At 62.8% G+C, this 19,959-nt stretch carries 20 protein-coding genes; 6 read left to right on the top strand and 14 right to left on the bottom strand.

Translation table 11 applies throughout. The features are described 5' to 3' along the window. Window positions 1–35 precede the first annotated feature (35 nt). From C453_RS03795 to C453_RS03780, 4 genes are all read right to left on the bottom strand, one after another. Window positions 36–1,448 (bottom strand): NCS2 family permease, encoded by a 1,413-nt coding sequence (locus tag C453_RS03795; RefSeq protein ID WP_008322798.1) that lies wholly within the window; start codon window positions 1,446–1,448, stop codon window positions 36–38. A gap of 261 nt (window positions 1,449–1,709) precedes the next feature. Continuing rightward, complete coding sequence (locus tag C453_RS03790) at window positions 1,710–2,423, bottom strand: phosphoribosyltransferase family protein (RefSeq protein ID WP_007544496.1); 714 nt, start codon at window positions 2,421–2,423, stop codon at window positions 1,710–1,712. A gap of 81 nt (window positions 2,424–2,504) precedes the next feature. After that, window positions 2,505–3,035 (bottom strand): orotate phosphoribosyltransferase, encoded by a 531-nt coding sequence (pyrE, locus tag C453_RS03785; RefSeq protein WP_008322795.1) that lies wholly within the window; start codon window positions 3,033–3,035, stop codon window positions 2,505–2,507. A gap of 102 nt (window positions 3,036–3,137) precedes the next feature. Continuing rightward, window positions 3,138–3,680, bottom strand: coding sequence for a CDP-2,3-bis-(O-geranylgeranyl)-sn-glycerol synthase (locus C453_RS03780; protein ID WP_008322791.1), 543 nt, complete (start codon window positions 3,678–3,680; stop codon window positions 3,138–3,140). A 126-nt stretch (window positions 3,681–3,806) separates the two neighbouring features. Here C453_RS03780 and C453_RS03775 point away from each other — a divergent pair, with 126 nt between their 5' ends. Next, window positions 3,807–4,646, top strand: coding sequence for a proline dehydrogenase family protein (locus C453_RS03775; protein WP_008322790.1), 840 nt, complete (start codon window positions 3,807–3,809; stop codon window positions 4,644–4,646). A gap of 105 nt (window positions 4,647–4,751) precedes the next feature. Further along, window positions 4,752–5,372, top strand: coding sequence for a DUF502 domain-containing protein (locus C453_RS03770; protein ID WP_008322789.1), 621 nt, complete (start codon window positions 4,752–4,754; stop codon window positions 5,370–5,372). A gap of 86 nt (window positions 5,373–5,458) precedes the next feature. Here the strand turns inward: C453_RS03770 and C453_RS03765 are convergent, their stop codons facing one another. Next, window positions 5,459–6,397 (bottom strand): branched-chain amino acid transaminase, encoded by a 939-nt coding sequence (locus tag C453_RS03765; RefSeq protein ID WP_008322788.1) that lies wholly within the window; start codon window positions 6,395–6,397, stop codon window positions 5,459–5,461. A gap of 91 nt (window positions 6,398–6,488) precedes the next feature. Between C453_RS03765 and C453_RS03760 the strand changes: the two genes are divergently transcribed. Further along, window positions 6,489–7,373: an NAD-dependent epimerase/dehydratase family protein gene (locus C453_RS03760; RefSeq protein WP_008322787.1), complete on the top strand. Its 885-nt coding sequence runs from the start codon at window positions 6,489–6,491 to the stop codon at window positions 7,371–7,373. Window positions 7,374–7,386: 13 nt separating this feature from the next. Here C453_RS03760 and ribB read toward each other — a convergent pair whose 3' ends face one another. The 3 genes from ribB to C453_RS20140 all read right to left on the bottom strand — a co-directional run bounded on the left by ribB (window position 7,387) and on the right by C453_RS20140 (window position 9,229). Continuing rightward, a complete protein-coding gene (ribB, locus tag C453_RS03755; protein ID WP_008322786.1) occupies window positions 7,387–8,070 on the bottom strand; it encodes a 3,4-dihydroxy-2-butanone-4-phosphate synthase in 684 nt (227 codons plus the stop codon). Continuing rightward, window positions 8,067–8,807, bottom strand: a complete 741-nt coding sequence (locus C453_RS03750; RefSeq protein ID WP_193788050.1) for a DUF120 domain-containing protein — start codon at window positions 8,805–8,807, stop codon at window positions 8,067–8,069. The genes ribB and C453_RS03750 overlap by 4 nt, the downstream gene beginning before the upstream one ends. Before the next feature lie 269 nt (window positions 8,808–9,076). Next, on the bottom strand, window positions 9,077–9,229 hold the full coding sequence (locus C453_RS20140; RefSeq protein ID WP_160163385.1) for a DUF7563 family protein: 153 nt from the start codon (window positions 9,227–9,229) through the stop codon (window positions 9,077–9,079). Between the two features lie 192 nt (window positions 9,230–9,421). On the opposite strand from C453_RS20140, the gene argS reads away from it, so the two are divergent. Further along, complete coding sequence (gene argS / locus C453_RS03745; RefSeq protein WP_008322784.1) at window positions 9,422–11,188, top strand: arginine--tRNA ligase; 1,767 nt, start codon at window positions 9,422–9,424, stop codon at window positions 11,186–11,188. Window positions 11,189–11,218: 30 nt separating this feature from the next. Here argS and C453_RS20340 read toward each other — a convergent pair whose 3' ends face one another. Both C453_RS20340 and minD read right to left on the bottom strand, forming a co-directional pair. Further along, a complete protein-coding gene (locus C453_RS20340; protein ID WP_007544478.1) occupies window positions 11,219–11,356 on the bottom strand; it encodes a hypothetical protein in 138 nt (45 codons plus the stop codon). Between the two features lie 39 nt (window positions 11,357–11,395). Then, window positions 11,396–13,603 (bottom strand): cell division ATPase MinD, encoded by a 2,208-nt coding sequence (minD, locus tag C453_RS03740; RefSeq protein ID WP_008322783.1) that lies wholly within the window; start codon window positions 13,601–13,603, stop codon window positions 11,396–11,398. A 130-nt stretch (window positions 13,604–13,733) separates the two neighbouring features. On the opposite strand from minD, the gene prf1 reads away from it, so the two are divergent. Then, a complete protein-coding gene (gene prf1 / locus C453_RS03735) occupies window positions 13,734–14,978 on the top strand; it encodes a peptide chain release factor aRF-1 (RefSeq protein WP_008322782.1) in 1,245 nt (414 codons plus the stop codon). Between the two features lie 147 nt (window positions 14,979–15,125). Here the strand turns inward: prf1 and C453_RS03730 are convergent, their stop codons facing one another. The 3 genes from C453_RS03730 to C453_RS03720 form a co-directional block, all read right to left on the bottom strand. Beyond that, a complete protein-coding gene (locus C453_RS03730) occupies window positions 15,126–15,512 on the bottom strand; it encodes a DUF6276 family protein (protein WP_008322781.1) in 387 nt (128 codons plus the stop codon). A 76-nt stretch (window positions 15,513–15,588) separates the two neighbouring features. Next, complete coding sequence (locus tag C453_RS03725; protein ID WP_007544474.1) at window positions 15,589–16,269, bottom strand: V-type ATP synthase subunit D; 681 nt, start codon at window positions 16,267–16,269, stop codon at window positions 15,589–15,591. Between the two features lie 162 nt (window positions 16,270–16,431). After that, on the bottom strand, window positions 16,432–18,417 hold the full coding sequence (locus C453_RS03720; RefSeq protein ID WP_008322780.1) for a bacterio-opsin activator domain-containing protein: 1,986 nt from the start codon (window positions 18,415–18,417) through the stop codon (window positions 16,432–16,434). A 17-nt stretch (window positions 18,418–18,434) separates the two neighbouring features. Here C453_RS03720 and C453_RS20795 point away from each other — a divergent pair, with 17 nt between their 5' ends. Beyond that, window positions 18,435–18,557: a hypothetical protein gene (locus C453_RS20795; RefSeq protein WP_275039765.1), complete on the top strand. Its 123-nt coding sequence runs from the start codon at window positions 18,435–18,437 to the stop codon at window positions 18,555–18,557. On the opposite strand, the gene C453_RS03715 is transcribed toward C453_RS20795, so the two are convergent. After that, window positions 18,554–19,957: an ATP synthase subunit B gene (locus tag C453_RS03715; RefSeq protein WP_008322779.1), complete on the bottom strand. Its 1,404-nt coding sequence runs from the start codon at window positions 19,955–19,957 to the stop codon at window positions 18,554–18,556. The two genes, C453_RS20795 and C453_RS03715, sit on opposite strands and share 4 nt — an antisense overlap. Window positions 19,958–19,959: the final 2 nt, after the last annotated feature.

Here is a 19,959-nt window from a genome sequence, read left to right as displayed (position 1 = left end):
GAGAGCGAGACGAGACGAACGTCCGAGAAGCGGCCTCAGACCTGCGCCTGAAGCATCCCGGACGTTCGGACGACGAAGTAGACGACGAACAGGAAGGCGAGGACCCACTGGCCCGCGCTGATGTCGTCGTAGTCACCGGCGGCGACCTTCACGAGCGGGTACGAGATGATGCCCGCGGCGATGCCGTAGGCGATAGAGTACGTGAAGGGCATGACGAGGATGGTCATCCCGGCCGGAATCGTGTTGGTGATGTCGTCCCAGTCGATGTCGACGACGTTCTGGAGCATCACGACGCCGATGACGACGAGCGCGATGTGTGAGGCGTAGAGGGGAACAGCCGTCGCGAGGGGGACGAGCGCGAGCGAGGCGAGGAAGAGAAGTGCGACGACGAGCGCGGTGAGACCCGTGCGGCCACCCTCTTCGACGCCAGTTGCGGATTCGATGTACGTCGTGACGGTCGAGGTTCCAATCATCGCGCCAGCAGTGGTACCGACTGCGTCAGCCATGAGCGGCTTGTCGATGTCCGGGAGGTCACCGTTCTCGTCGAGGAAGCCTGCGACCTGTCCGACGCCGACGAGCGTCCCGGCAGTGTCGAAGAAGTCCACGAAGAAGAACGTGAAGACGATGAGGGCGAAGCTGAATGCTTCGACGTTTCCGAACCCGGAGACGAACGCGCCGACGAGCGGAGTCACGTCGTAGGTCGCGGGCGACGAACCGGCGACGAGTTCAGCCTCGGGGGAAACGAAGCCAAAGGTAGTGAGTCCCCACCCAAGAGCGGTGGTGAAGACGATACCGAGGATAATCGACCCGGGGATGTCCGCCGCGTAGAGAGCGAACGTGACGAACAGACCGACGATAGAGACGACGGCGACCGGATTCGAGGCGAGGTTGCCGAGCGTGATGAGCGTCGCAGTGTCGTCGACGACGATACCCATCGCTTGCAGTCCGATAATAGTCAAGAACAGACCGATACCGGTTCCGACGGCCATCTTGACCGGTTGGGGGAATATCTTGATGATGGCTTCACGCGCGCCCACAGCGGTGAGCGCGATGAAGAGCAGTCCCTCGACGAAGACGGCGGCGAGTGCCGTCTGCCACGGGATACCCAGCGCGCCGACGACGGTGAACGCGAAGAACGCGTTCAACCCGAGTCCGGGCGCTTGCGCGAAAGGCCGGTTGGCGTAGAACGCCATGACGAGCGTCGCGATAGCCGCCGCAACGATAGTCACCACGGCGAGCATCGACTGTACCTCACCGAAGGTGTAGCCCGTGATGGCGATGCCATCGAGGCCAGGGATATCCGGGTTTTCTGCGAGAATCGACGGGTTGACGACGACGATGTACGACATCGTCAGGAACGTCGTTATCCCCGCGATAATCTCGGTCCCGACTGAGGACCCGTGTTTATGCACGTCGAAGTAATCTGCGAGGGATTCAGTGAGCCCCATAATGCACGAGTAAGCATACCCGCGATTCCACACATAAGCATTACCATCGATAGCGCCGAGTGTGTGCACACACGTGCATCAAATGGTGTGTTTGGTGAAACACACCAGCACGAGTATGACTATTTTCGAGTTGAGACTATGAGAATTTAATCCAGTGGTGTTATTCAGTTGTCAAACTGAGGGTGAGATAAGAACCGTTTGTCGCGTCAGCACGGCGCCCCGCGCCTCAGGACGTGTTCCCAACGAAGCAGCGCCGGAAGTTCACTCGAAGACGCTGAGTGCGCCGATTGGTGCGTCAGTGAGTTCGGCCGCACGGGAGGTGCCCTCGTCGCCGACGGCGATGAGAGCGAAGACACCTGCGATGTCAGCGTCAGCTTGCAGGGCGATATCCAAGAGGAGTTCCTGCGTCTCGCCGGAGCGGATGAGGTCGTCCACGACGAGGACACGTTCGCCCGCGTCGATGGCGCTCGCGGGGAGATAATAGGTCAGTTCGATACCGGAGGCGAGGCGCTGTCGGGACTCGATGAAGTCCTCGACAGCGGTCTCTTTTGATTTCTTCGCGTACGCGAGGCGCGCGCCGAAGTAACTCGCCATGGCGGCACCGAGGGTGATGCCGTCGGTCGCGGCCGTCAAGACCACGTCCGGGCGCTCGAATCCGAGTGTGTTCGCTGCAACTGGCGCGACGAGGTCGAGGAACGACTGGTCGAAGACAACGTCGGAGTTGTCGACGTAGCCCTCGTCGTCGAAGCGGACGCGTGCTTCGAGTTCGTCGGCGAGCGCGTCGCGTCCGACACCTTCGACGACCTCACGGGCGCGCTCGACACCGGGCAAGACGTGCCCGTTGACGTAGCGGTTAAGGTCGCCGGCCGGCAGTCCAGTCAACTCGGCGAGTTCGTCGTAGGTCCGGGTCTCTTTGAGCATCCGGAGCACCGACACCGCCTGTAACTGGAGTGCGGCCTTCTCTGCTCTGTTCATGCCTTCGCCCTCGTATTTGCACAAAAATGAATATTTCGATTGCTATTCGCACGCGAATTACTCACATGCGTGTATCGTGTCTCAGCGGTCGGCGTCGGCGAGCAGGTCCTCGGCGGTGAGAAGCGACTGGAGTTCGATGTCGTGTTCGGCGAGCAGTTCGTCCGCACCCTCCTGGCGGTCGACGACGACGATGACGCGGTCGACGACTGCGCCAGCGTCGCGGAGTGCTTCGACGGCATCGACGGCACTCTGGCCGGTCGTCGCGATGTCTTCGAGGACGACGACTTCTTCGCCTTCCTCCAGCGCGCCTTCGATTCGCTTGGCCGTACCGTACTCCTTGGCCTTCTTTCGGGCGATGACGTAGGGTTTCTCCGTCTCGACAGCCGTCGCGGCGACGAGCGGGACGGCACCAAGTGCGACGCCCGCGAGCTTTTCGTCGTCCGCGACGAGGTCCGCGAATGCCTCGGCGATGAGCTTCAGACACCGGGGGTCGGTCTCGAAGAGGTACTTGTCGACGTAGTAGTCGGACGTGCCGCCGTGGGAGAGTTCGAACTCGCCGAACTGGACCGCGTCGGCGTCACGAAGCGCCGCGATGAGTTCTGTGTTCGCCATCTTGTTTCGAGAGGGTTCACAGAGGCGCTTAAGCGGGTTGGTTCGGAGCGGCAGCGTCAACGAGCGGGTTGCCGGAAGCGGCCCCGACGCAGCAAAAGTGGGTTACCAGGGTTCGTTCTTCAGGCCCAGCAGGTACGCGCCGACGTTGGTGACGACGTGGAGAATCGGCGTCATCACGAGGACAACGGCGAGCACGGGAAGCGTGAACGTCACCGAGAACCATCCGGGAGCGGCGACGAAGGCCAAGACGAGCGCGCCGACGACGAAGTCGAGTTGGTCGAGGCCGGGGAACGCGGCACCGCGCTCGCGACCCGAGCGTCGCTTGAGGAAGGAGGCACCGATATCACCGAGCATCGCACCGAGCGCGAGACCGAATGCGGCGGTAAGTGGGAACGTTGGGAGGTCGAATCCGGTTACAGCCGAGGCCGACGGGACAAGTGCGTTGAGGGCGACAGCGAGCAGCGTTCCCGCGAGTGTTCCCGCGGCCGTTCCGCGCCACGTCTTGCCATCACCGAGGAGGCGTCGGTCACCCAGCATGCGGCCGCCGTCTATCGGCCTTCCGCCCCCAGCGAGGACTGCGGCGTTGTTCGGGACGTACGCGGGCAACATCGCCCAGAACGCAGTGACGACGAGAGAGACGACCATACGAGTGCCTGCGCAGGGAGGGGTGTAAGTTCCGACGGTTTCGCTCGGAACCGTGTCGGCGGCGTCCCCCGATTACACAGCCGACGGATGATAACTCTGAATACCAAACGCTGGTAATCTTTCAGTATGATTCCTCCCATCGCGAGCAAGTTCGTCGCCGGTGAATCGCCGGCAGAAGCACTCGACCACGCGCGACAGATGAACGACGAAGGCGTCGCTGTCATCCTCAACCTACTCGGCGAGCACTATCACGAACGCGGACCAGCCGACGAGGACGCCGACGCCTACGTGCAACTCGTGGAGGACATCGCTGAGACCGACCTCGACGCCTGCGTGTCGGTCAAGCCGTCACAAATCGGCCTCGACATGGGCGACGACGTGTTCGCCGAGAACTACCGCCGAATCGCCGAGGCGGCGGACGAACACGACGTATTCCTGTGGTGTGACATGGAGGACCACGAGACCACGGACGCGACGTTGGATTCCTTCGAGGAACTCGCTCGCGAGTTCGAAGGTGGGATGGGGCTGTGCGTGCAGGCGAACCTGAAGCGCACGCCCGACGACCTCGAACGCCTCTCGGACGTGCCGGGAAAGATTCGACTGGTGAAAGGAGCGTACGACGAGCCCGCGAGCATCGCCCACAAGAAGAAATCGAAAGTCGACGACGTGTACAAAGAACTGCTCGCGTATCTCTTCCGGGAGTACACCGGAAGTGTCGCGGTCGGGAGCCACGACCCCGAGATGATTTCGTACGCTCGCGAACTCGGCCAGGAGTACGACACCGACTACGAGATACAGATGCTCATGGGCGTGCGCGAAGACGCCCAGCGCGAACTCGCCTCCGAGGGCGTCGAAGTCTGGCAGTACGCCCCCTACGGCGGCAAGTGGTTCCAGTACTTCTACCGTCGCGTCCGAGAGCGCAAAGAAAACGTGCTGTTCGCGGTTCGGGCCGTCCTCGGCATCTGAGTAGGAGGGCCACCACTGCGGCGGGCGACGCGTCTGGCCTGACACCTGCGTCACCATTCGCACTAGAAATCCCCTTAAGCCCGCAGGTTCACGTACCGCGTATCAATGTCCTCGTGGAGACGCGACTTCGCCAGCGGTCTCGTCGTTCTCGTTCCGCTGATTGTCATTCTGTACGTGCTGTCTATCCTCTACAGCAGTATCGTCAGGATACCGGGTGTTGCGACGATACTGCAGTTCGAAGGCAGTTTCAGCTTTCTCTCCGAGGTGTTCGGCTTCTTCATCGCCATCATCATCTTCCTCCTGTTGGTCCTCTCGGTCGGCTACCTCATGCGGACCACCGCCGGTCGGCTCATCGAAGCGGGCCTCGACGCCTCGATGAACAAGGTCCCGCTCGTTCGTATCGTCTACAACGCCTCGAAGCTCGCCGTCGAAACTGCCCTCACCGGAACCGAAGACCTCCAGAAGCCAGTCCGTCTCGAAACGTGGCCGGGTATCCGGATGACCGCGTTCAAGACGGGGAAGACGACGTCTGACGGCAAGGAAATTATCTTCATGCCGACCGCACCGAACATCACCACCGGCTTCGTGATGGAAGTCGACCCTGAAGACATCGAGGAGACCGGTGAGAAGGTCGAAGAAGCCCTCACGCGCGTCCTATCGGCCGGGTTCGCAGAGCAGGAACACATCGACGAGTACACTATCGAAGTGACCGAAGAAGACGAGTAGCCGCCGACTGGACCCACCGGGCGCGACACCTCTGGCAGGGTGTTGCGACTGGCGGCACAGGCTCTAAAAAATGGATTTTCGAAGATTTACTGCTCTTCGACGTAGGTGAACCACTCTTCGTGGTCGTCGGTGCGACGCTCCACGAGGTCGAAGAAGGCCGTCTGGAGTTCTTCCGTGACGGGGCCGCGGCTGCCCTCGCCGATGACGACGTTGTCGACCTTACGGATGGGCGTGACTTCGGCGGCGCTGCCGGTGAAGAACAGTTCGTCGGCGGTGTGGAGTTCACCGCGGCTGATGACGGCGTTGTCGTCGACTTCGTAGCCACGCTCGCGGGCGAGCGTGATGACGGTGTCGCGGGTGATACCGTCGAGGATGCTCTGGGAGAGGCCGGGGGTGTAAATCTTCCCGTCGCGGACCATGAAGATGTTCTCGCCGGGGCCTTCGGCGACGTTGCCTTCCTTGTTCAGGACGATGGCTTCGACGTAGCCGTTGCGGCGCGCTTCCTCACCGGCGAGGAGGGAGTTCACGTAGAGGCCAGTCGTCTTCGCGTTCGTCGGAATCTGGCTAGAGGCGTGCTTGCGCCACGACGAGACCATCACGTCGACGCCGTTTTCGAGCGCGTCCTCGCCGAGGTAGGTGCCCCACGGCCACGCCGCAATCGCGACGTCCGTCGGGTTGTCCTTGGGGCTGACGCCGAGCGAGTCGTAGCCGTAGTAGGCAATCGGGCGGATGTAACAGCCGTCGAGGTCGTTGCGCCGAACGACTTCCAGCGTCGCCTCGGTGAGTTCCTCTGGCGAGTACTCGATGTCCATGTCATACGGCTTCGCGGAGTTGTAGAGGCGTTCGAGGTGTTCTTCCCAGCGGAAGATAGCCGGACCGCGGTCGGTGTCGTAGGCGCGAACGCCCTCGAAGATACCCGTGCCGTAGTGAAGTCCGTGCGTGAGGACGTGAATCTGTGCGTCCTCCCAGTCCACGTATTCGCCGTTCATCCAAATCGTGGACACGTCCATGTCGTCGAATCCCATGTACAGGCCTTCGGTGGCCCCCCTCTAAAATCATGACGAACCGGCCACAGCGTCCCAGACTGTTTTTGGCTGTGTGCTGCCATATCGCAGTATGACTCTGGAATCCGTCGTCGTCACCGGCGGAACGGGCAATATCGGCCCGACAGTCATCGACCACCTCCGTGACCACGGCTACACCGTCACCAACGTGAGTCGCAGCGGCGGGTCCGACCACGCCGACCACGACTACCGCGTGAGCGCGTTGGACCCCGGCGACCTCACGGCGACGCTCGCCGCCGTCGATGCCGACGCCATCGTCCACCTCGGAACCATCTCGACGCCGAGCCACGACCCCGGCCACCGCGTCTTCGAGAGCAACGTCCAATCGACCTACGTCGTTCTCGAAGCGGCGGCCGCCCTCGACATCGACACCGTCGCCCTCGCGTCGAGTATGAGCGCCATCGGCGGGAGCTTCGAGCCCGACCCGGCACGAATCGACTTCCTGCCCGTCGACGAGACACACCGGGCGACGCCCTCGAACCCGTACGGACTCGGCAAGTACGTCGCCGAAGAGACAGCCGCGGGATTCGCCCGCAGGGCCGACGCACCATCCACGATTGCCAGCCTCCGCTTCCCGTGGATGCCGAGCAGGAACGAAGCCGAAGAGACGTTCGTCGAACAGGACCGAACACTCGACGGACTCCGCGACTCCGGGGCCTTCCACACGGCGCGAAACACACTCTTTGCGTACCTCGGCCGCGACGACGCCGCGAGGCTCGTCCGCCGGGCCATCGAAGCCGACTTCGAGGGCCACGAAGTCTTCTGGGCGGCCGCTGAGGATACCTCGATGACCGTCGAATCTGCCGAGATTGCGCGCGACGTGTACCCGGACGCCGACGTTCGGAGCGACCTCTCGGGACACGAATCACTCGTCTCGACCGAGAAGGCGGCGCGGCTCCTCGGGTGGAAGCCAGAGTGGTCGTGGCGAGACGAATGAGAACAGCGAGGAGCTAGGAGAGGTCCGAAAGCAGGCGGTCGCCGTCGACGAACGCGAGGTCGTGTCGCGCCGCGTATTCGCGGGCGTCGGCTTTCGAGAGGGCCGCACCCGTCTCGTCGTCAAGCATCTCGCAGACGACCACGGCGGGCGGCAGCGTGGCATGGTCGGCGAGTGCGAGACCGAGTTCGGTGTGACCCTGTCGGTCGTCGAGGAGGTTAGGCGCGCCGCGAAGCAGGTGGACGTGGCCGGGCGCACGGAACTCGCCGCCGAAGTCGTCGGCGTCGTAGTCGCCCGCGCGGGCTAGTTCGGCCACAGGAGCGAGTCGAGAGATGGTCATCGCCCGGTCGCGGTCAGTGATTCCGGTAAAGGAATCTCGGTGGTTCACCGTGAAGGAAAACGACGAGCGCGAGTCGTACGCGAGGTCGTGGGCGGCCGCAGCCGGGTGGTCGAGAACGTCGTCCATGAACGGCAGCCCAAGCGTTTCGGCCACGTCGTCCGGCAGCGCGACGCAGACGAGACCACCGGCGTCGTTGCGCATGCGGGCGACTTCGGCCGGCGTGACTGCACCTGCGGGGTAGACGAGGTCCGTCTCGCCCTCGCGGTCGTCGAAGTCGTGGACGAGGACCGGCTCACCCGCACGGAACGCCTCCACGACACGCTCTGTGGGGTCGAGGTCCGTCTCCGCGGAACGGCTCATTCCGTCTCGACCTCCTCGACGCGGACCGTGACGGTGTCGCCGTCTTCTAAGCCGAGTTCGTCACGGAGTTTGTCGGGCGCGATAATCTCCAGTTGCGACTCGTCGTGGTGGGTTCGCTCGGGGACGATGATGTGGACCGGGTCGTACGTCTCGTCGTCCGCTTCGACGACCGCGGCGTAGCAAGTCGCCGGACCAAAGGTCCGCTCGTCGTCTTCCCAGCCGTCGATTGGGACGGCGTCGAGTGCGGACATCCCGGCGCGGGCACGAATTGCATCGTCGCTGAGTCGAACGTTCAGCGTTCCCGGGAAGGGTTCGTAACCCAGTCGCTCGGTGAACTGCTCCATGTATCCCGGAAGCGAGATGTAGTGGCGACCTTCGCCCATGCCGCCGGTCACCTCGCCTTCGAGGACGACCATCGACGGCGTCTCGAAGATACGTCGATAGTCGGCGTACTCTCGGCGGAGTGCGGATTCGCCGGCCTCGGTTATCGTAATCCACTGGCCGTCCGAGACGACCTCTCGGTCGATGTAGTCACCTTCTTCGAGGCGTTGCAAGCGACGCGACGCCGTCTGGTTAGAGACGTCTAACCTGTCTGCAAGTCCAGAACAAGAGACCTTGACAGGTTCAGCGCGCCCGCCGTCGAGGGCAACGAGTTTCAGCGTTGCCAACTCGTCGTACCCGACCTCGCTGGCGACTGCCGATTCTGACATACTCGTGGCTTCGAACGCTCGACCCATAAGCGTATCGTATATGAGATGCGTTCCAGAAATGGGATAGAAGAATTCCGAACCGCTCGTAACCTGACTTTCGGATGCCGAGTGGTAAGTCCGTCGGTCGGTCCAGCAACGCGAGAAGTGAACGTGGTCGCGTCGCTGGAAGGGAGTGATAAACGAGAGGAGTGGGGTGGGTGGGGGTTGGGAATCGGGGGAGGTTGGTCAGCGCATGTACGGTGTGTGGGACGTGTGGAGACACACGTAGGGCCGGGGTCGGCAGGACCAAGCGAGGCTTAGAGACCCGCCGCCTTTCGCTCGGCGCTCACTTGGGAGACGCCGGCGTTCGCCGAACAGTTCGGACAGGCGAAGACGCGCCCTTTGTCGTCACCGAACACACGTATGAAGTTGCTCGATACGAACGCGTCGCAGTAGTTGCATCGGCTCATTGTTGGGGTGGCAGGTTTCTCCTGCCTCATTCATTCCTTCGTCCGGTGTCAGCATACCAGTTCTACCTAACTAGTAAGGTAGTTCAGACGGTGTCCCGATGGTGCGACAGTCAGTCGCCAGCGAGGGTCGCAGTTGGCCCGCCCCGAACCGGTTCGGAAAGGCCTTTAGCCATCTGCCGAGAACCCGTGAGCATGTTCAGACAGTTCCGTGAGGAGGTCGAAGCGGCGCTCTCTGCGGCGCTTTCGTCGCTCGACCTGCCGGACGACGACCTCGGGGTCGAGGAGCCACCGGAAGACGTACCCGCGACACTCGCTTCCAGCGTGGCGTTCCGACTGGCCGGGGTCGTCGGCGCTGCGCCACCGTCGGTCGCCGCCGACATCGCCGAGGAAATCTCTGTCGACGGCTACGACTACCTCGCCGCGGTCGACACGCAGGGACCGTACGTCAACTTCCACGTAACCGACGCCTATTACGACGACACGCTCACCGCTGCGGCCGAAGACGGTGAATACGGCCGTCTCCCCTCGACCGGCGACAGCGTCGTCGTCGAGCACACGAGTGCGAACCCGACCGGCCCGGTCCACGTCGGCCGCGCCCGCAACCCCATCGTCGGCGACGCCGTCGCCAATCTGCTGGATTTCGCTGGCAACGACGTCGAACGACACTACTACGTGAACGACGCCGGTCGCCAGATGGCCGTCTTCACGTGGGCTTACGAGACGTTCGACGAGGACGACCTCGACAGCGAACCCGACCGCGACCGCATCGAATACGACCTCGTGCGGTACTACCAGAAGGGCAACGCCTACCTCGAAGAAGCCGACCCCAACGAGGTCGAGGCCGCGGAAGCCGAGATTACGGAGATTCTGCAGGGTATCGAAGAAGGCGACGAAGAGACCTACGCCCGCGTCGAGACCGTCGTCGACCAAGTGCTCGGCGGTATGCGCGAGTGTCTCGCCCGCCTCCCCGCGGAGTTCGACGAGTTCGTCAAAGAGACGCGCTTCATGTTCGACGGGCGTACCCGCGACCTCGCAGAGCGCCTCAAAGAGACCGATAACGCCGTCTACGAGGAAGACGCGTGGCAACTCGAACTCGGCGAGTACGATATCGAAAAGAACCTCGTGTTCCTCCGCTCGGACGGCACCTCTCTCTACACGACCCGTGACCTCGCCCACCACGAGTGGAAGTTCGATAACTACGACCGCGCCGTGACCGTCCTCGGCGAGGACCACAAACTGCAGGCTGGCCAACTTCGTGCCGCCCTCGACCTCCTCGGCAACGACGTAGACAAACTGGAGAACGTCATCTTCTCGTGGGTCAACCTCCCCGGCGGTCTCGGAATGTCCACCCGTGAAGGGACCGGCGTCATGCTCGACGACCTGCTCGACGAGGCAATCGACCGCGCCCGCGAGGAAGTCGAAACGCGCATGGAAGACCGCATCCGCAACGACGACCTCGACGAAGACGACATCGAGCGCATCGCTCGCCAGGTCGGTATCGGCGCGGTTCGCTACGACATCGTCTCCAAACAGCCCACCAAGTCCATCACCTTCGAGTGGGACCAGGCGCTCAACTTCGAGGCGCAGTCCGCGCCGTACATCCAGTACGTCCACGCGCGCTGTTGCGGCATCACCGACGAGGCGGCCGCCGCCGGTCTCGATGCGAGCGACGTCGACCCGTCGGTCCTCGACACAGACGCAGAGCGCGAACTGCTGCGCGTCATCGCGCGTTTCCCCGCCGTCGTCGAGGAGGCGGCCGACGACCTCGAACCCCACACCATTGCGACGTTCGCCCGCCAGTTCGCCGAAGTGTTCAACCGGTTCTACCGCGAGTGTCCGGTCCTCTCGGCCGACGACGAGGAAGTCGCCGCGGCCCGCCTCGCACTCGTCGAATCCTCGAAGCACACGGTAGCCAACGCGCTCGATATCATCGGCGTCGAGGCTCCCGAGTCGATGTAACGTCGGTCGAAACGACCGCGTTCTGATTTTTTAGAAGAGAAGTGGGAGTGCGACCGTCCCCGAGACGAGCGACCCGCCGACCGAGAAGACGGCTGCAGCGCCGCTACCGAGCGCGAGAAGCAGGAACAACACGACCCACCAGAACGGAATGGACTCTGATTCTGTCATACCGGGTCATCGGCAGACGCGATTAATAGGCCTTCTCGTTTAGCCGAGGAAGCGGCTAAAGAAGCCCTTCTTCTTCTTGTCGTCGCCCTCTTCGTCCAGCGAGTCGATTTCTTCGACGAGCGTCGTCGTGTAGACGCCCTCTTCTTCGTCCTCGCCGGTCGCGTCCGCGTCGTCGGTGTCCGGTTCCGATTCCGCCTCTGCGACGAGGGGTTCGTCCTCACCCGCACTCGACGGGTCCTGGACGAGCGGTTCACCCGACTGTTCGGTGGGTTCAGAGGGTGCAGTCTGCTCGGGTGATGCTGTCGGGTCAGTAGATGCACGGGAGTCGGCGGGGTCGGACTGCCGTGGCTGGTCCCGGGTCGGTACCGTCTGGTCCTGCGTCTCCGTCGGCGGGTTCTGTGGCTCCGCCGTCGGCTCGTCACGTACCGCGGGCTTGCCGTCACTTCCGGCAGCGAACGGCACCTGCGAGCCAGTGTCTGTCGGGTCTTCGGGCTCGTCTTCGACGTGTTCCTCTTCGACCGGTGCGACGATGATGTCGTCTTCGACGATTGGCTCGGGCGTGTCCGACGAGTCAGTCGCCGAGGCCGAATCGTCAGTCGGCTGCCGTTCCGGGGAGGACTCAGTCGTCGACTCCGGTTCCATCGTCGGTTCTGGTTCTGCAGTCGGTTCTGGTTCTGCAGTCGGCTCCGGCTCAGCAGTCGGCTCCGGTTCTGGCTCCGCTCCCAATTCCGTCTCCGCAGTCGGCTCCGATTCAACGTCTCGCTTGTTCTTGTTCAGCACCTCGTCGGCCGCCGCCTTCGACGCCTCGACCAGTGATTCCGAGTCCGTCGCGTCGGCAGCGAGTGGGTCTTCATCGACTGCATCGACTGCTAACGGGTCTTCGTGTGCATCGCCCGCCAGCGGGTCCTCGGTCGACTCGGCTGCCAACGGGTCCTCGGACACATCAGCTGCAAGCGGGTCATCCGGTGCATCCGTCGAGTCTGGTTCGGGAGTCGGGTCGCCAGCCGCCTCAGGAGTCGGCGTCGACGACTCGCCCGTTTCTGCCGGGGAGTCCTCGACAGTATGGTCCTCAGTAGAGTCGTCGATGTCCGCATCCGACGTTTCCTGCGCGTGCGAGTCCGTCGCGTCGGTGGTATCTGCGGCTTCGAATTCGTCAGTGGTGTCTGCAGCCTCGAACTCGTCAGTGGTATCTTCGGCTTCGAACTCGGCCGCGTCTGCGTCTGGCGCAAGCGGGTCCTCGGTCGACTCGGCCGTGTCGACGGTGTCCTCTGAGGCGACCGGCGTCGGTTCGGCTTCCGACGGACTGTCGGACGACGTCGCTGGCTCCGATTCCGAGACATCCATCGACTCCGGTTCAGAAGTGGTCCGACCGGCGTCCGACGACGGCGCGGGTTCCGCTTCGGAGTCAGTTTCAGGTTCGGTGTCGGGAGCGGAAGAGGAGTCAGTCGCGACGACCTGCGTCGACCCTGACTCCTTGACGTCCTGTTCTGTCGTTTCAGTCGCGTGGTCGTCGTCGGTGGCTGCTCCAGTCTCGTCGGGAACAGGAACCGGCTCCCCGGTGAGCGCCTCCGCGAGCGCGCGGTAGCCTGCCGCCGAGATACTGTCAGGCGTGCGGAGGACGACCGGAACCTGACTGTCGAGGGCGTCACGAATAGCCGGGTCTTCGGGGACGACGGCGACAACGCCGGCGTCGAGAATCGACGCGACCACCTCGGCGTTCGGGTTCGACTCGTCGACACGGGTGAGGACGGCACCGACGATTGACGCGCCGATGCGCTCGGCGAGTTGTCGCGTCTTTTCGGTGTCGCCGAGTGCTTCTCGTTCGGTCGTCGTGACGAGCACCACGTCGTCGGCGAACTTCAGAGGGACGAACGTGTCGTTGCTCAGACCCGCACCGGTGTCGACGATGACGATGTCGTAGTCGTCGAGTTGGTCGACAGCCGCTTCGAGTCCTTTGGCGTCAGTTCGGGCGAACGCTTCCAGCGCGTTCGACCCGGGGACGACGTCGAGACCCGCCGGCCCCTCGTAAATAGCCGACTTGATGTCTACGTCGTCGTTGAGGACGTCGTGAAGTGTCGCCCCGTCTGGGTCGACACCGAGGGCACCAGCGAGATTCGGCATCCCGAGGTCACCGTCGATGACGACAACCTCGTGACCGGCCATCGCGAGGACGGTTCCAAGGTTGGCTGTCGTCGTCGTTTTTCCAACCCCGCCTTTCGCGCTGGCAATTGCGTACACCCGTGCCATGATTCCAACGTCGAAACCCTACCGTGACAGCACCATAAATGTTCTCCGAGCGCCGTCAGGGGTGTGACACGATAGCTCGCCGCGTGGACAGTCAAAGGTTACTTAGCCGCTGGCGGGACTATGTGGAGTGATGAGTAGCGACGCCGAGGAGGCGAGCGAAGACCGGCGAAAGTATGAATTCAAGAAGGTCATCGAGGACCTCAGAGAATTCGAAGGCTCCGGGACCCAGCTCGTCACCATCTACATCCCAGAAGACAAGCAGATTTCCGACGTGGTCGAACACGTCATCACAGAACACAGCGAAGCGTCCAACATCAAGTCCAAGCAGACGCGGACGAACGTGCAGGACGCCCTGACGAGCATCAAAGACCGGCTCCGATACTACGGTAACTTCCCGCCAGACAACGGCATCGTCATGTTCTCTGGTGCGGTCGACTCCGGCGGTGGCCAGACGAACATGGTCACGAAGGTGCTCGAAAGCCCACCGGAACCCATCCAGTCGTTCCGGTACCACTGTGACTCGAACTTCCTCACCGGTCCCCTCGAGGACATGCTCATGGACAAGGGTCTGTTCGGGCTCGTCGTCCTCGACCGCCGCGAGGCCAACGTCGGGTGGCTGAAAGGCAAGCGCGTCGAACCGGTCAAGAGCGCCTCGTCGCTCGTCCCGGGCAAGCAGCGCAAAGGTGGTCAGTCCGCCCAGCGTTTCGCCCGCCTGCGCCTCGAAGCTATCGACAACTTCTATCAGGAAGTCGCCGGGATGGCGAACGACCTGTTCGTCCCCCAACGCCACGATATGGACGGCATCCTCGTGGGTGGCCCCTCGCCGACGAAAGACGAGTTCCTCGACGGAGACTACCTCCACCACGAACTACAGGACCTCGTTGTCGGCAAGTTCGACGTCGCCTACACCGACGAGTCCGGACTCTACGACATCGTCGACGCCGGACAGGACGTGCTGGCCGACCAAGAGGTCATCAAGGACAAAAAGCAGATGGAGGAGTTCTTCGAGAAGCTCCACCGCGGCAACGAGTCCACCTACGGGTTCGAGCCGACGCGGAAGAACCTCGTCATGGGGTCTGTCGACCGACTCCTCATCTCCGAGGACCTCCGCCAAGACGTTGTCATCTACGACTGCAATGGGAACGAAGAGTACGAACTCGTCGACCACCGGCACAACACGCCCACTCACGAGTGTGAAGACGGCACCGAAATCGAAGCTGAGTCCCGCGAGGACGTCATCGAGTTCCTGATGGACATCGCCGACCAGCGCGGCACCGAGACGAAGTTCATCAGCACCGACTTCGAAAAAGGCGAACAGCTCTACGACGCGTTCGGTGGTATCGCCGGAATTCTTCGGTACTCCACGGGCGTCTAAGCACTTTCTCCTCGGCGTCTTCGCGCGCGAGCGCGAGAGACAAATCGATAGGCAACGCGAGCGCCACCCCTATCCGCAGGTAGCCTCAGCACCCCACCAGTCAGTAGCCTCAGCACTCCCCTGCAAAGGGTGGACTGCCCAGCTCCGTCAGAAAAACGCCGTGAGCTGACTGCGGCGTCGTTCGAGGTCGACGTGGGCCTCGGGGAATCCGTGAGCGAGTCTGTCGAGCGCCAGATGCACGTCGACGCCCGACTCCTCCGCGTATTCGAGACACTCGACGATACCGGAGCGATTGAGCGCAAGCGAGTCGAGCAACCCAAGCGCGACAGCGAGCGCCGCACCGCCGTCGCCGTCCGGGATGACGTCGACGAGTTGCTTCGCCTCGTCGGCTTGTGCCCCCGCAACGGTCGCCGGGGAGACGTGCAGGCAATCGCCGCACAGCGCGATGATATCGGTCGATTCGGGAGCGTAGGTTCGCAGGTCTTCGGGAACGACGTACCGGACTGTCGCACCACCACACTCGGGACAGGCCATACCACTATCTACGCGGTTGCGTGACGAAAAGTGGTCGGTGGGGCGACCGAGAAGAGATCCCAGAGAAGTGACGAGATTAGTCCGCAGTAGCAGCTTCGGCGGCCTGTTCGGCCTCTCGCGCTTCCTTCTCTTCTTCTTCCTTCTTGGCTTTGATCTTCTTGAGGCGGAAGATTTCCTCGCGTTCCTGCTCTTCGAGCTTCTGCTCGATGTACTCTTGGTTCTCGTAGAGTTCGGGAAGCAGCTTGAATTCGAGCGCGTTGACACGGCGCTTCGTCGTCTCGATCTCCTCGAGCATCTTCTTCATCGCCGTCTCGACTTCCGCGGCGAGGATGATGGATTCGAGCAGTTCCTCGTAGGCGTCGGCAGCCTCGTCGATGCGGGCCGAAGAACCGAGCAGACCGTAGCCGCGCTGGTCGAGGCTCTTCTTGACGCGCGAGGATTCGATTTGCGGGACGACGACGCCCATGATATTCTTCGACTGCGTCGTAATCTCGGGGTACTCTTTCAGCGCTGCGGCGGCACCGCGAACCGTGACGTCACCCTCCATGGCGCGAGCCATGTTGATCTTGTTCTGGGCGCGCTCGTAGTCCGCGTTCAGGTTCGCCCGCACGTCCTGTGCCTGGTCGAGGATGTCCATGAACTCCATGATGAGGCCGTCCCGCTTCTGTTCGAGCGTGTCGTGACCCCGCTCAGAGAGTTCGATGCGATCTTCGATCGCCATCAGGTTCTTGCGGGTCGGCTTGACGTCTTCGGCCATCTTTGGCGAGGGTTGTTCGCCTGGGGTGTTAATCTTTTACTGTCTGGCCCGCTGTCCGGGGCGATAACAGGGCAGACGGCGGGTGGGACCGCGACGACGTGGTTGCAGTCCAACACGTTCGCCCGGAGTCGGATCGGATTGGATCGAATCGAGCGGGGTCGACTACGGAACCTCGCTCTCGAAAAATCGAGTGACCAGCTTTCGCTCTGCTGCGCGAAGGTGCTGGTGGTACGTCGGTCGAGAGACGCCCATCGCCTCGGCGAGTTCGTCGCCTTTCACGCCATGAGGCCACTCGAAGAAGCCGCCGAGATACGCCAGTTGGAGCGCGGTTCGCTGTCTGTCGGTGAGTTCTGCCCCGACGCTCGCGGCAAACTCTCGCTGGGTCTGCGGCGGGACCGCACGGTCCCTGACTGCTCGGAGTTCGACTCCCTGTGCGACCGCTTTCAGGTCGTCGAGAAGCGACCGACCGAGTGCACGGTCCGGGACAACGACCGTCAGATGGGTCCCGTCGGAATCGACTTCGAGGTCCGAGATCCGACCGCTCGCGTCGGCGACGAGGTGCAAAAGTGAATTGAACGCGAGAACGATTTCGAACAGTCCGGCGCCGTCTCCTCGCGGGAGTTGTGAGACGCGTACGATACCCTCAGCACGGGATTCAGACGTTTCGTCGGTGTCAATATCCCCACCGGCGATTGGAGGCGTCGTCGAGACGAAGAGGCTCACCGTCCCGTCGTCGTGCGGAACCGACCCCTCGTATTCGAGCCGACATCCCCACGAGGTGGCGAGCGTGGCGAGCGGCTGTGTCGAGTCCGTAATTTCGAGTTCGAGTTCGAGAACCTCGTTGGACATGAGCGTCCGTCGGCTCTCGAACGCGTCGATGGCGGCCCCAACTGCTCTGCCGAGCGTTCCGAAGACAGCCTGTACGTACTCGTCGACCGACTCTGTCGCGTACACGCTCAACACACCGTACATCGTGTCACGGTGGACGAGCGGGACGGCGATAACGTTCGTAAATGGCAGCGACACGTCGGCGTGGAGTCTGCCGTCCGAAGCCGTCCCTGACTGTACCTCGCCGGTCGTGGCGGCGAGCGCGGTTGGGTCGGTGTCGTCGTCGCGGTCGATTCGAAGTTCCGAGAGTGTGGCCGTTGCCGCACCGGCCCACTCGTTCGGCACGATTTCTTTCGGAGAGAGGTCGACGTCGCCAATCCACGCGCCCTCGAACGACGGTGACGCGGCGATTTTCTCACACACCGTGGTTTCGAGTTCCGCGCGCGTCTCCGCGCGGACGAGCGCGCTCGTGACATCTTCGAGCAGCCCTTCGATGTGGTCGACGAGATTCTGGAGTCGCGCGCGTTCTTCTTCGACGCGGGCAGCGTACCGCTCTGCGGCCTGCTCGGCGCGGACGCGCTCTGTGATGTCCGTCTGGAAACCGACGTAATGGGTCACAGAGCCATCCGGCCCCGGAAGCGGCGCGATATCGACGCGATTCCAGAAGGTCGAGCCGCCTCGCCGATAATTCAGCAGTTCGACAGACGCCGACTCCTCGGCATCGATTGCGCGGCGAAGTTCGGCGACGCGCTCTTGGTTCGTCTTGTTTCCCTGCAGATATCGGCAGTTTCGACCCAGCGCCTCTTCGACAGTGTACCCCGTCATCGACTCGAACGCGTCGTTGGCGTAGACGAGCGGGTGGTCGGGGAGCGAACCGTCCGAAATCGTGATTCCGACGGGCGCTTCGTCCATCGCCCGTTCTTTCAACTCTTCGGTGATTCTGGCCGTCGCCTCGTCACGACCATCGTGCCACGACACGACGCTCGCGACGCGGGCACCCAATCGGTCGAAGAGGTTAGACTCGACGACGGGGACGACGTCTTCTGCACCGGCATCGAGTGCGTCCCCCGGCGAGAGGTCGGCGTCCGGGGAAACCAGTACGACGACCGGAACACCAGTCTCGCTGATGGCTGTCACTGTTGCTGGTGAGTCCGTGTCGATGACGACGCAATCCGCCGAATCTTCGGCGAGTCGTCGCTCGACAGCGTCGACCGAGTCGACGGCCTCGACGTCGAACGACGAGAGTTCGCGTTCGACTCGTGCTCGGATGTCGTCGCCGACGACAGAGAAGACACGCGCCTGCGGCGAAGTAATTGACATACTCCATCCACACGCTAATGGCACAAGGAACCTCGCTCTCGGGAGGCTTCGACAGTGTGCTCGCGGGTGAACGCCGACGAAAGCGCCTGCTCTCGGGAGAGACTGCGTCCGAAAGAAAGAACTCGAAGTCGCCGAGTTAGGCGTCTGCTTCGACGGACTCGGCTTCTTCGCGGTAGTAGTCCTCGATGAGCTCTTCGTCGATACGGTTGAGCTCGGACTTCGGCAGCATCGAGAGGAGGTCCCACCCGATGTCGAGCGTGTCGTCGATAGTGCGGTTCGTGTCGAAGCCCTGGTCGACGAACTCCTCTTCGAAGCGCTCTGCGAAGTCGAGGTACTTGTTGTCACGCTCGGAGAGTGCCTCGCGACCGACAATGTTCACGAGGTCGCGGAGGTCCTCACCCTCTGCGTACGCCGCGTACATCTGGTCGGACACGTCAGCGTGGTCCTCGCGGGTGAGGCCCTCACCGATACCGTCGTCCATCAGACGCGACAGGGACGGAAGCGGGTTGATCGGCGGGCGGATGCCCTGCGAGTTGAGGTCGCGGTCGATGTAGATCTGACCTTCCGTAATGTAGCCGGTCAGGTCCGGAATCGGGTGCGTGTCGTCGTCACCCGGCATCGTGAGGATGGGAATCTGCGTGACAGACCCTTCGCGACCCTCGATACGACCTGCGCGCTCGTAGAGCTGCGCAAGGTCAGTGTACATGTAACCCGGGTAACCACGGCGACCGGGGACCTCTTCGCGAGCCGCACCGATCTCACGGAGCGCCTCACAGTAGTTGGTCATGTCGGTCAGGATGACGAGGACGTGGTAGTCCTTGTCGAACGCGAGGTACTCGGCCGTGGTGAGGGCGAGACGCGGCGTGACCGTCCGCTCGACTGCGGGGTCGTCCGCGAGGTTCGTGAAGACGACGGAGCGCTCGAGTGCACCCGTGCGCTCGAAGTCCTCCATGAACTCGTTTGCCTCTTCCTGCGTGATACCCATCGCGCCGAAGACCACAGCGAATTCGGAGTCTTCGTCGCCTTCCTCTTCGAGCACGGTCGCCTGACGGGCGACCTGCAGTGCGAGGTCGTTGTGGGGGAGCCCCGACGCGGAGAAGATGGGGAGCTTCTGACCACGGACGAGGGTGTTCATGCCGTCGATGGCGGAGACGCCAGTCTGGATGAACTCCTCGGGGTACTCGCGGGAGTACGGGTTGATTGCTGCGCCGACGATGTCACGGCGCTCGTCGGGGACGATTTCCGGGCCGCCGTCGATAGGCTGGCCGGACCCGTCGAGCACGCGACCGAGAAGGTCCTCGGTCACGGGCATCTTGAGCGTCTCGCCGAGGAACTTGACGGACGCGTTTCGGTCGATACCGGTGGTTCCTTCGAACACCTGAATCGCGACGAGGCCCTCACTCGATTCGAGGACCTGTCCACGCTTGGTCTCGCCTTGCGGCGTCTCGATTTCGACGATTTCGTCGTAACCGATCGGCTCGTCAACCTCGGCGAACACCAGCGGGCCGCTGATTTCGGTGATAGTCTGGTATTCCTTCATGA

The sequence above is a fragment of the Haloferax elongans ATCC BAA-1513 genome (assembly GCF_000336755.1).
In the GTDB taxonomy this organism is placed as follows: Archaea; Halobacteriota; Halobacteria; order Halobacteriales; family Haloferacaceae; genus Haloferax; species Haloferax elongans.
The sequence above is the reverse complement of the archived record's forward strand: the minus strand, read 5'-3'. Positions and strand labels throughout refer to the sequence as shown.

What these genes read in the sequence shown, in the direction of transcription:
- ribB (WP_008322786.1), bottom strand. Translation starts at nt 8,070, where the DNA reads ATGAGCCGTTCCGCGGAGACGGACCTCGACCCCACAGAGCGTGTCGTG.
- C453_RS03780 (WP_008322791.1), bottom strand. Translation starts at nt 3,680, where the DNA reads ATGGTCGTCTCTCTCGTCGTCACTGCGTTCTGGGCGATGTTGCCCGCG.
- C453_RS03765 (WP_008322788.1), bottom strand. Translation starts at nt 6,397, where the DNA reads ATGGGATTCGACGACATGGACGTGTCCACGATTTGGATGAACGGCGAA.
- C453_RS20795 (WP_275039765.1), top strand. Translation starts at nt 18,435, where the DNA reads ATGGCACAAGGAACCTCGCTCTCGGGAGGCTTCGACAGTGTGCTCGCG.
- pyrE (WP_008322795.1), bottom strand. Translation starts at nt 3,035, where the DNA reads ATGGCGAACACAGAACTCATCGCGGCGCTTCGTGACGCCGACGCGGTC.
- C453_RS03790 (WP_007544496.1), bottom strand. Translation starts at nt 2,423, where the DNA reads ATGAACAGAGCAGAGAAGGCCGCACTCCAGTTACAGGCGGTGTCGGTG.
- C453_RS03760 (WP_008322787.1), top strand. Translation starts at nt 6,489, where the DNA reads ATGACTCTGGAATCCGTCGTCGTCACCGGCGGAACGGGCAATATCGGC.
- C453_RS03715 (WP_008322779.1), bottom strand. Translation starts at nt 19,957, where the DNA reads ATGAAGGAATACCAGACTATCACCGAAATCAGCGGCCCGCTGGTGTTC.
- minD (WP_008322783.1), bottom strand. Translation starts at nt 13,603, where the DNA reads ATGGCACGGGTGTACGCAATTGCCAGCGCGAAAGGCGGGGTTGGAAAA.
- argS (WP_008322784.1), top strand. Translation starts at nt 9,422, where the DNA reads ATGTTCAGACAGTTCCGTGAGGAGGTCGAAGCGGCGCTCTCTGCGGCG.
- C453_RS20140 (WP_160163385.1), bottom strand. Translation starts at nt 9,229, where the DNA reads ATGAGCCGATGCAACTACTGCGACGCGTTCGTATCGAGCAACTTCATA.
- C453_RS03725 (WP_007544474.1), bottom strand. Translation starts at nt 16,269, where the DNA reads ATGGCCGAAGACGTCAAGCCGACCCGCAAGAACCTGATGGCGATCGAA.
- C453_RS03795 (WP_008322798.1), bottom strand. Translation starts at nt 1,448, where the DNA reads ATGGGGCTCACTGAATCCCTCGCAGATTACTTCGACGTGCATAAACAC.
- C453_RS03720 (WP_008322780.1), bottom strand. Translation starts at nt 18,417, where the DNA reads ATGTCAATTACTTCGCCGCAGGCGCGTGTCTTCTCTGTCGTCGGCGAC.
- C453_RS03770 (WP_008322789.1), top strand. Translation starts at nt 4,752, where the DNA reads ATGTCCTCGTGGAGACGCGACTTCGCCAGCGGTCTCGTCGTTCTCGTT.
- prf1 (WP_008322782.1), top strand. Translation starts at nt 13,734, where the DNA reads ATGAGTAGCGACGCCGAGGAGGCGAGCGAAGACCGGCGAAAGTATGAA.
- C453_RS03750 (WP_193788050.1), bottom strand. Translation starts at nt 8,807, where the DNA reads ATGGGTCGAGCGTTCGAAGCCACGAGTATGTCAGAATCGGCAGTCGCC.
- C453_RS20340 (WP_007544478.1), bottom strand. Translation starts at nt 11,356, where the DNA reads ATGACAGAATCAGAGTCCATTCCGTTCTGGTGGGTCGTGTTGTTCCTG.
- C453_RS03730 (WP_008322781.1), bottom strand. Translation starts at nt 15,512, where the DNA reads ATGGCCTGTCCCGAGTGTGGTGGTGCGACAGTCCGGTACGTCGTTCCC.
- C453_RS03775 (WP_008322790.1), top strand. Translation starts at nt 3,807, where the DNA reads ATGATTCCTCCCATCGCGAGCAAGTTCGTCGCCGGTGAATCGCCGGCA.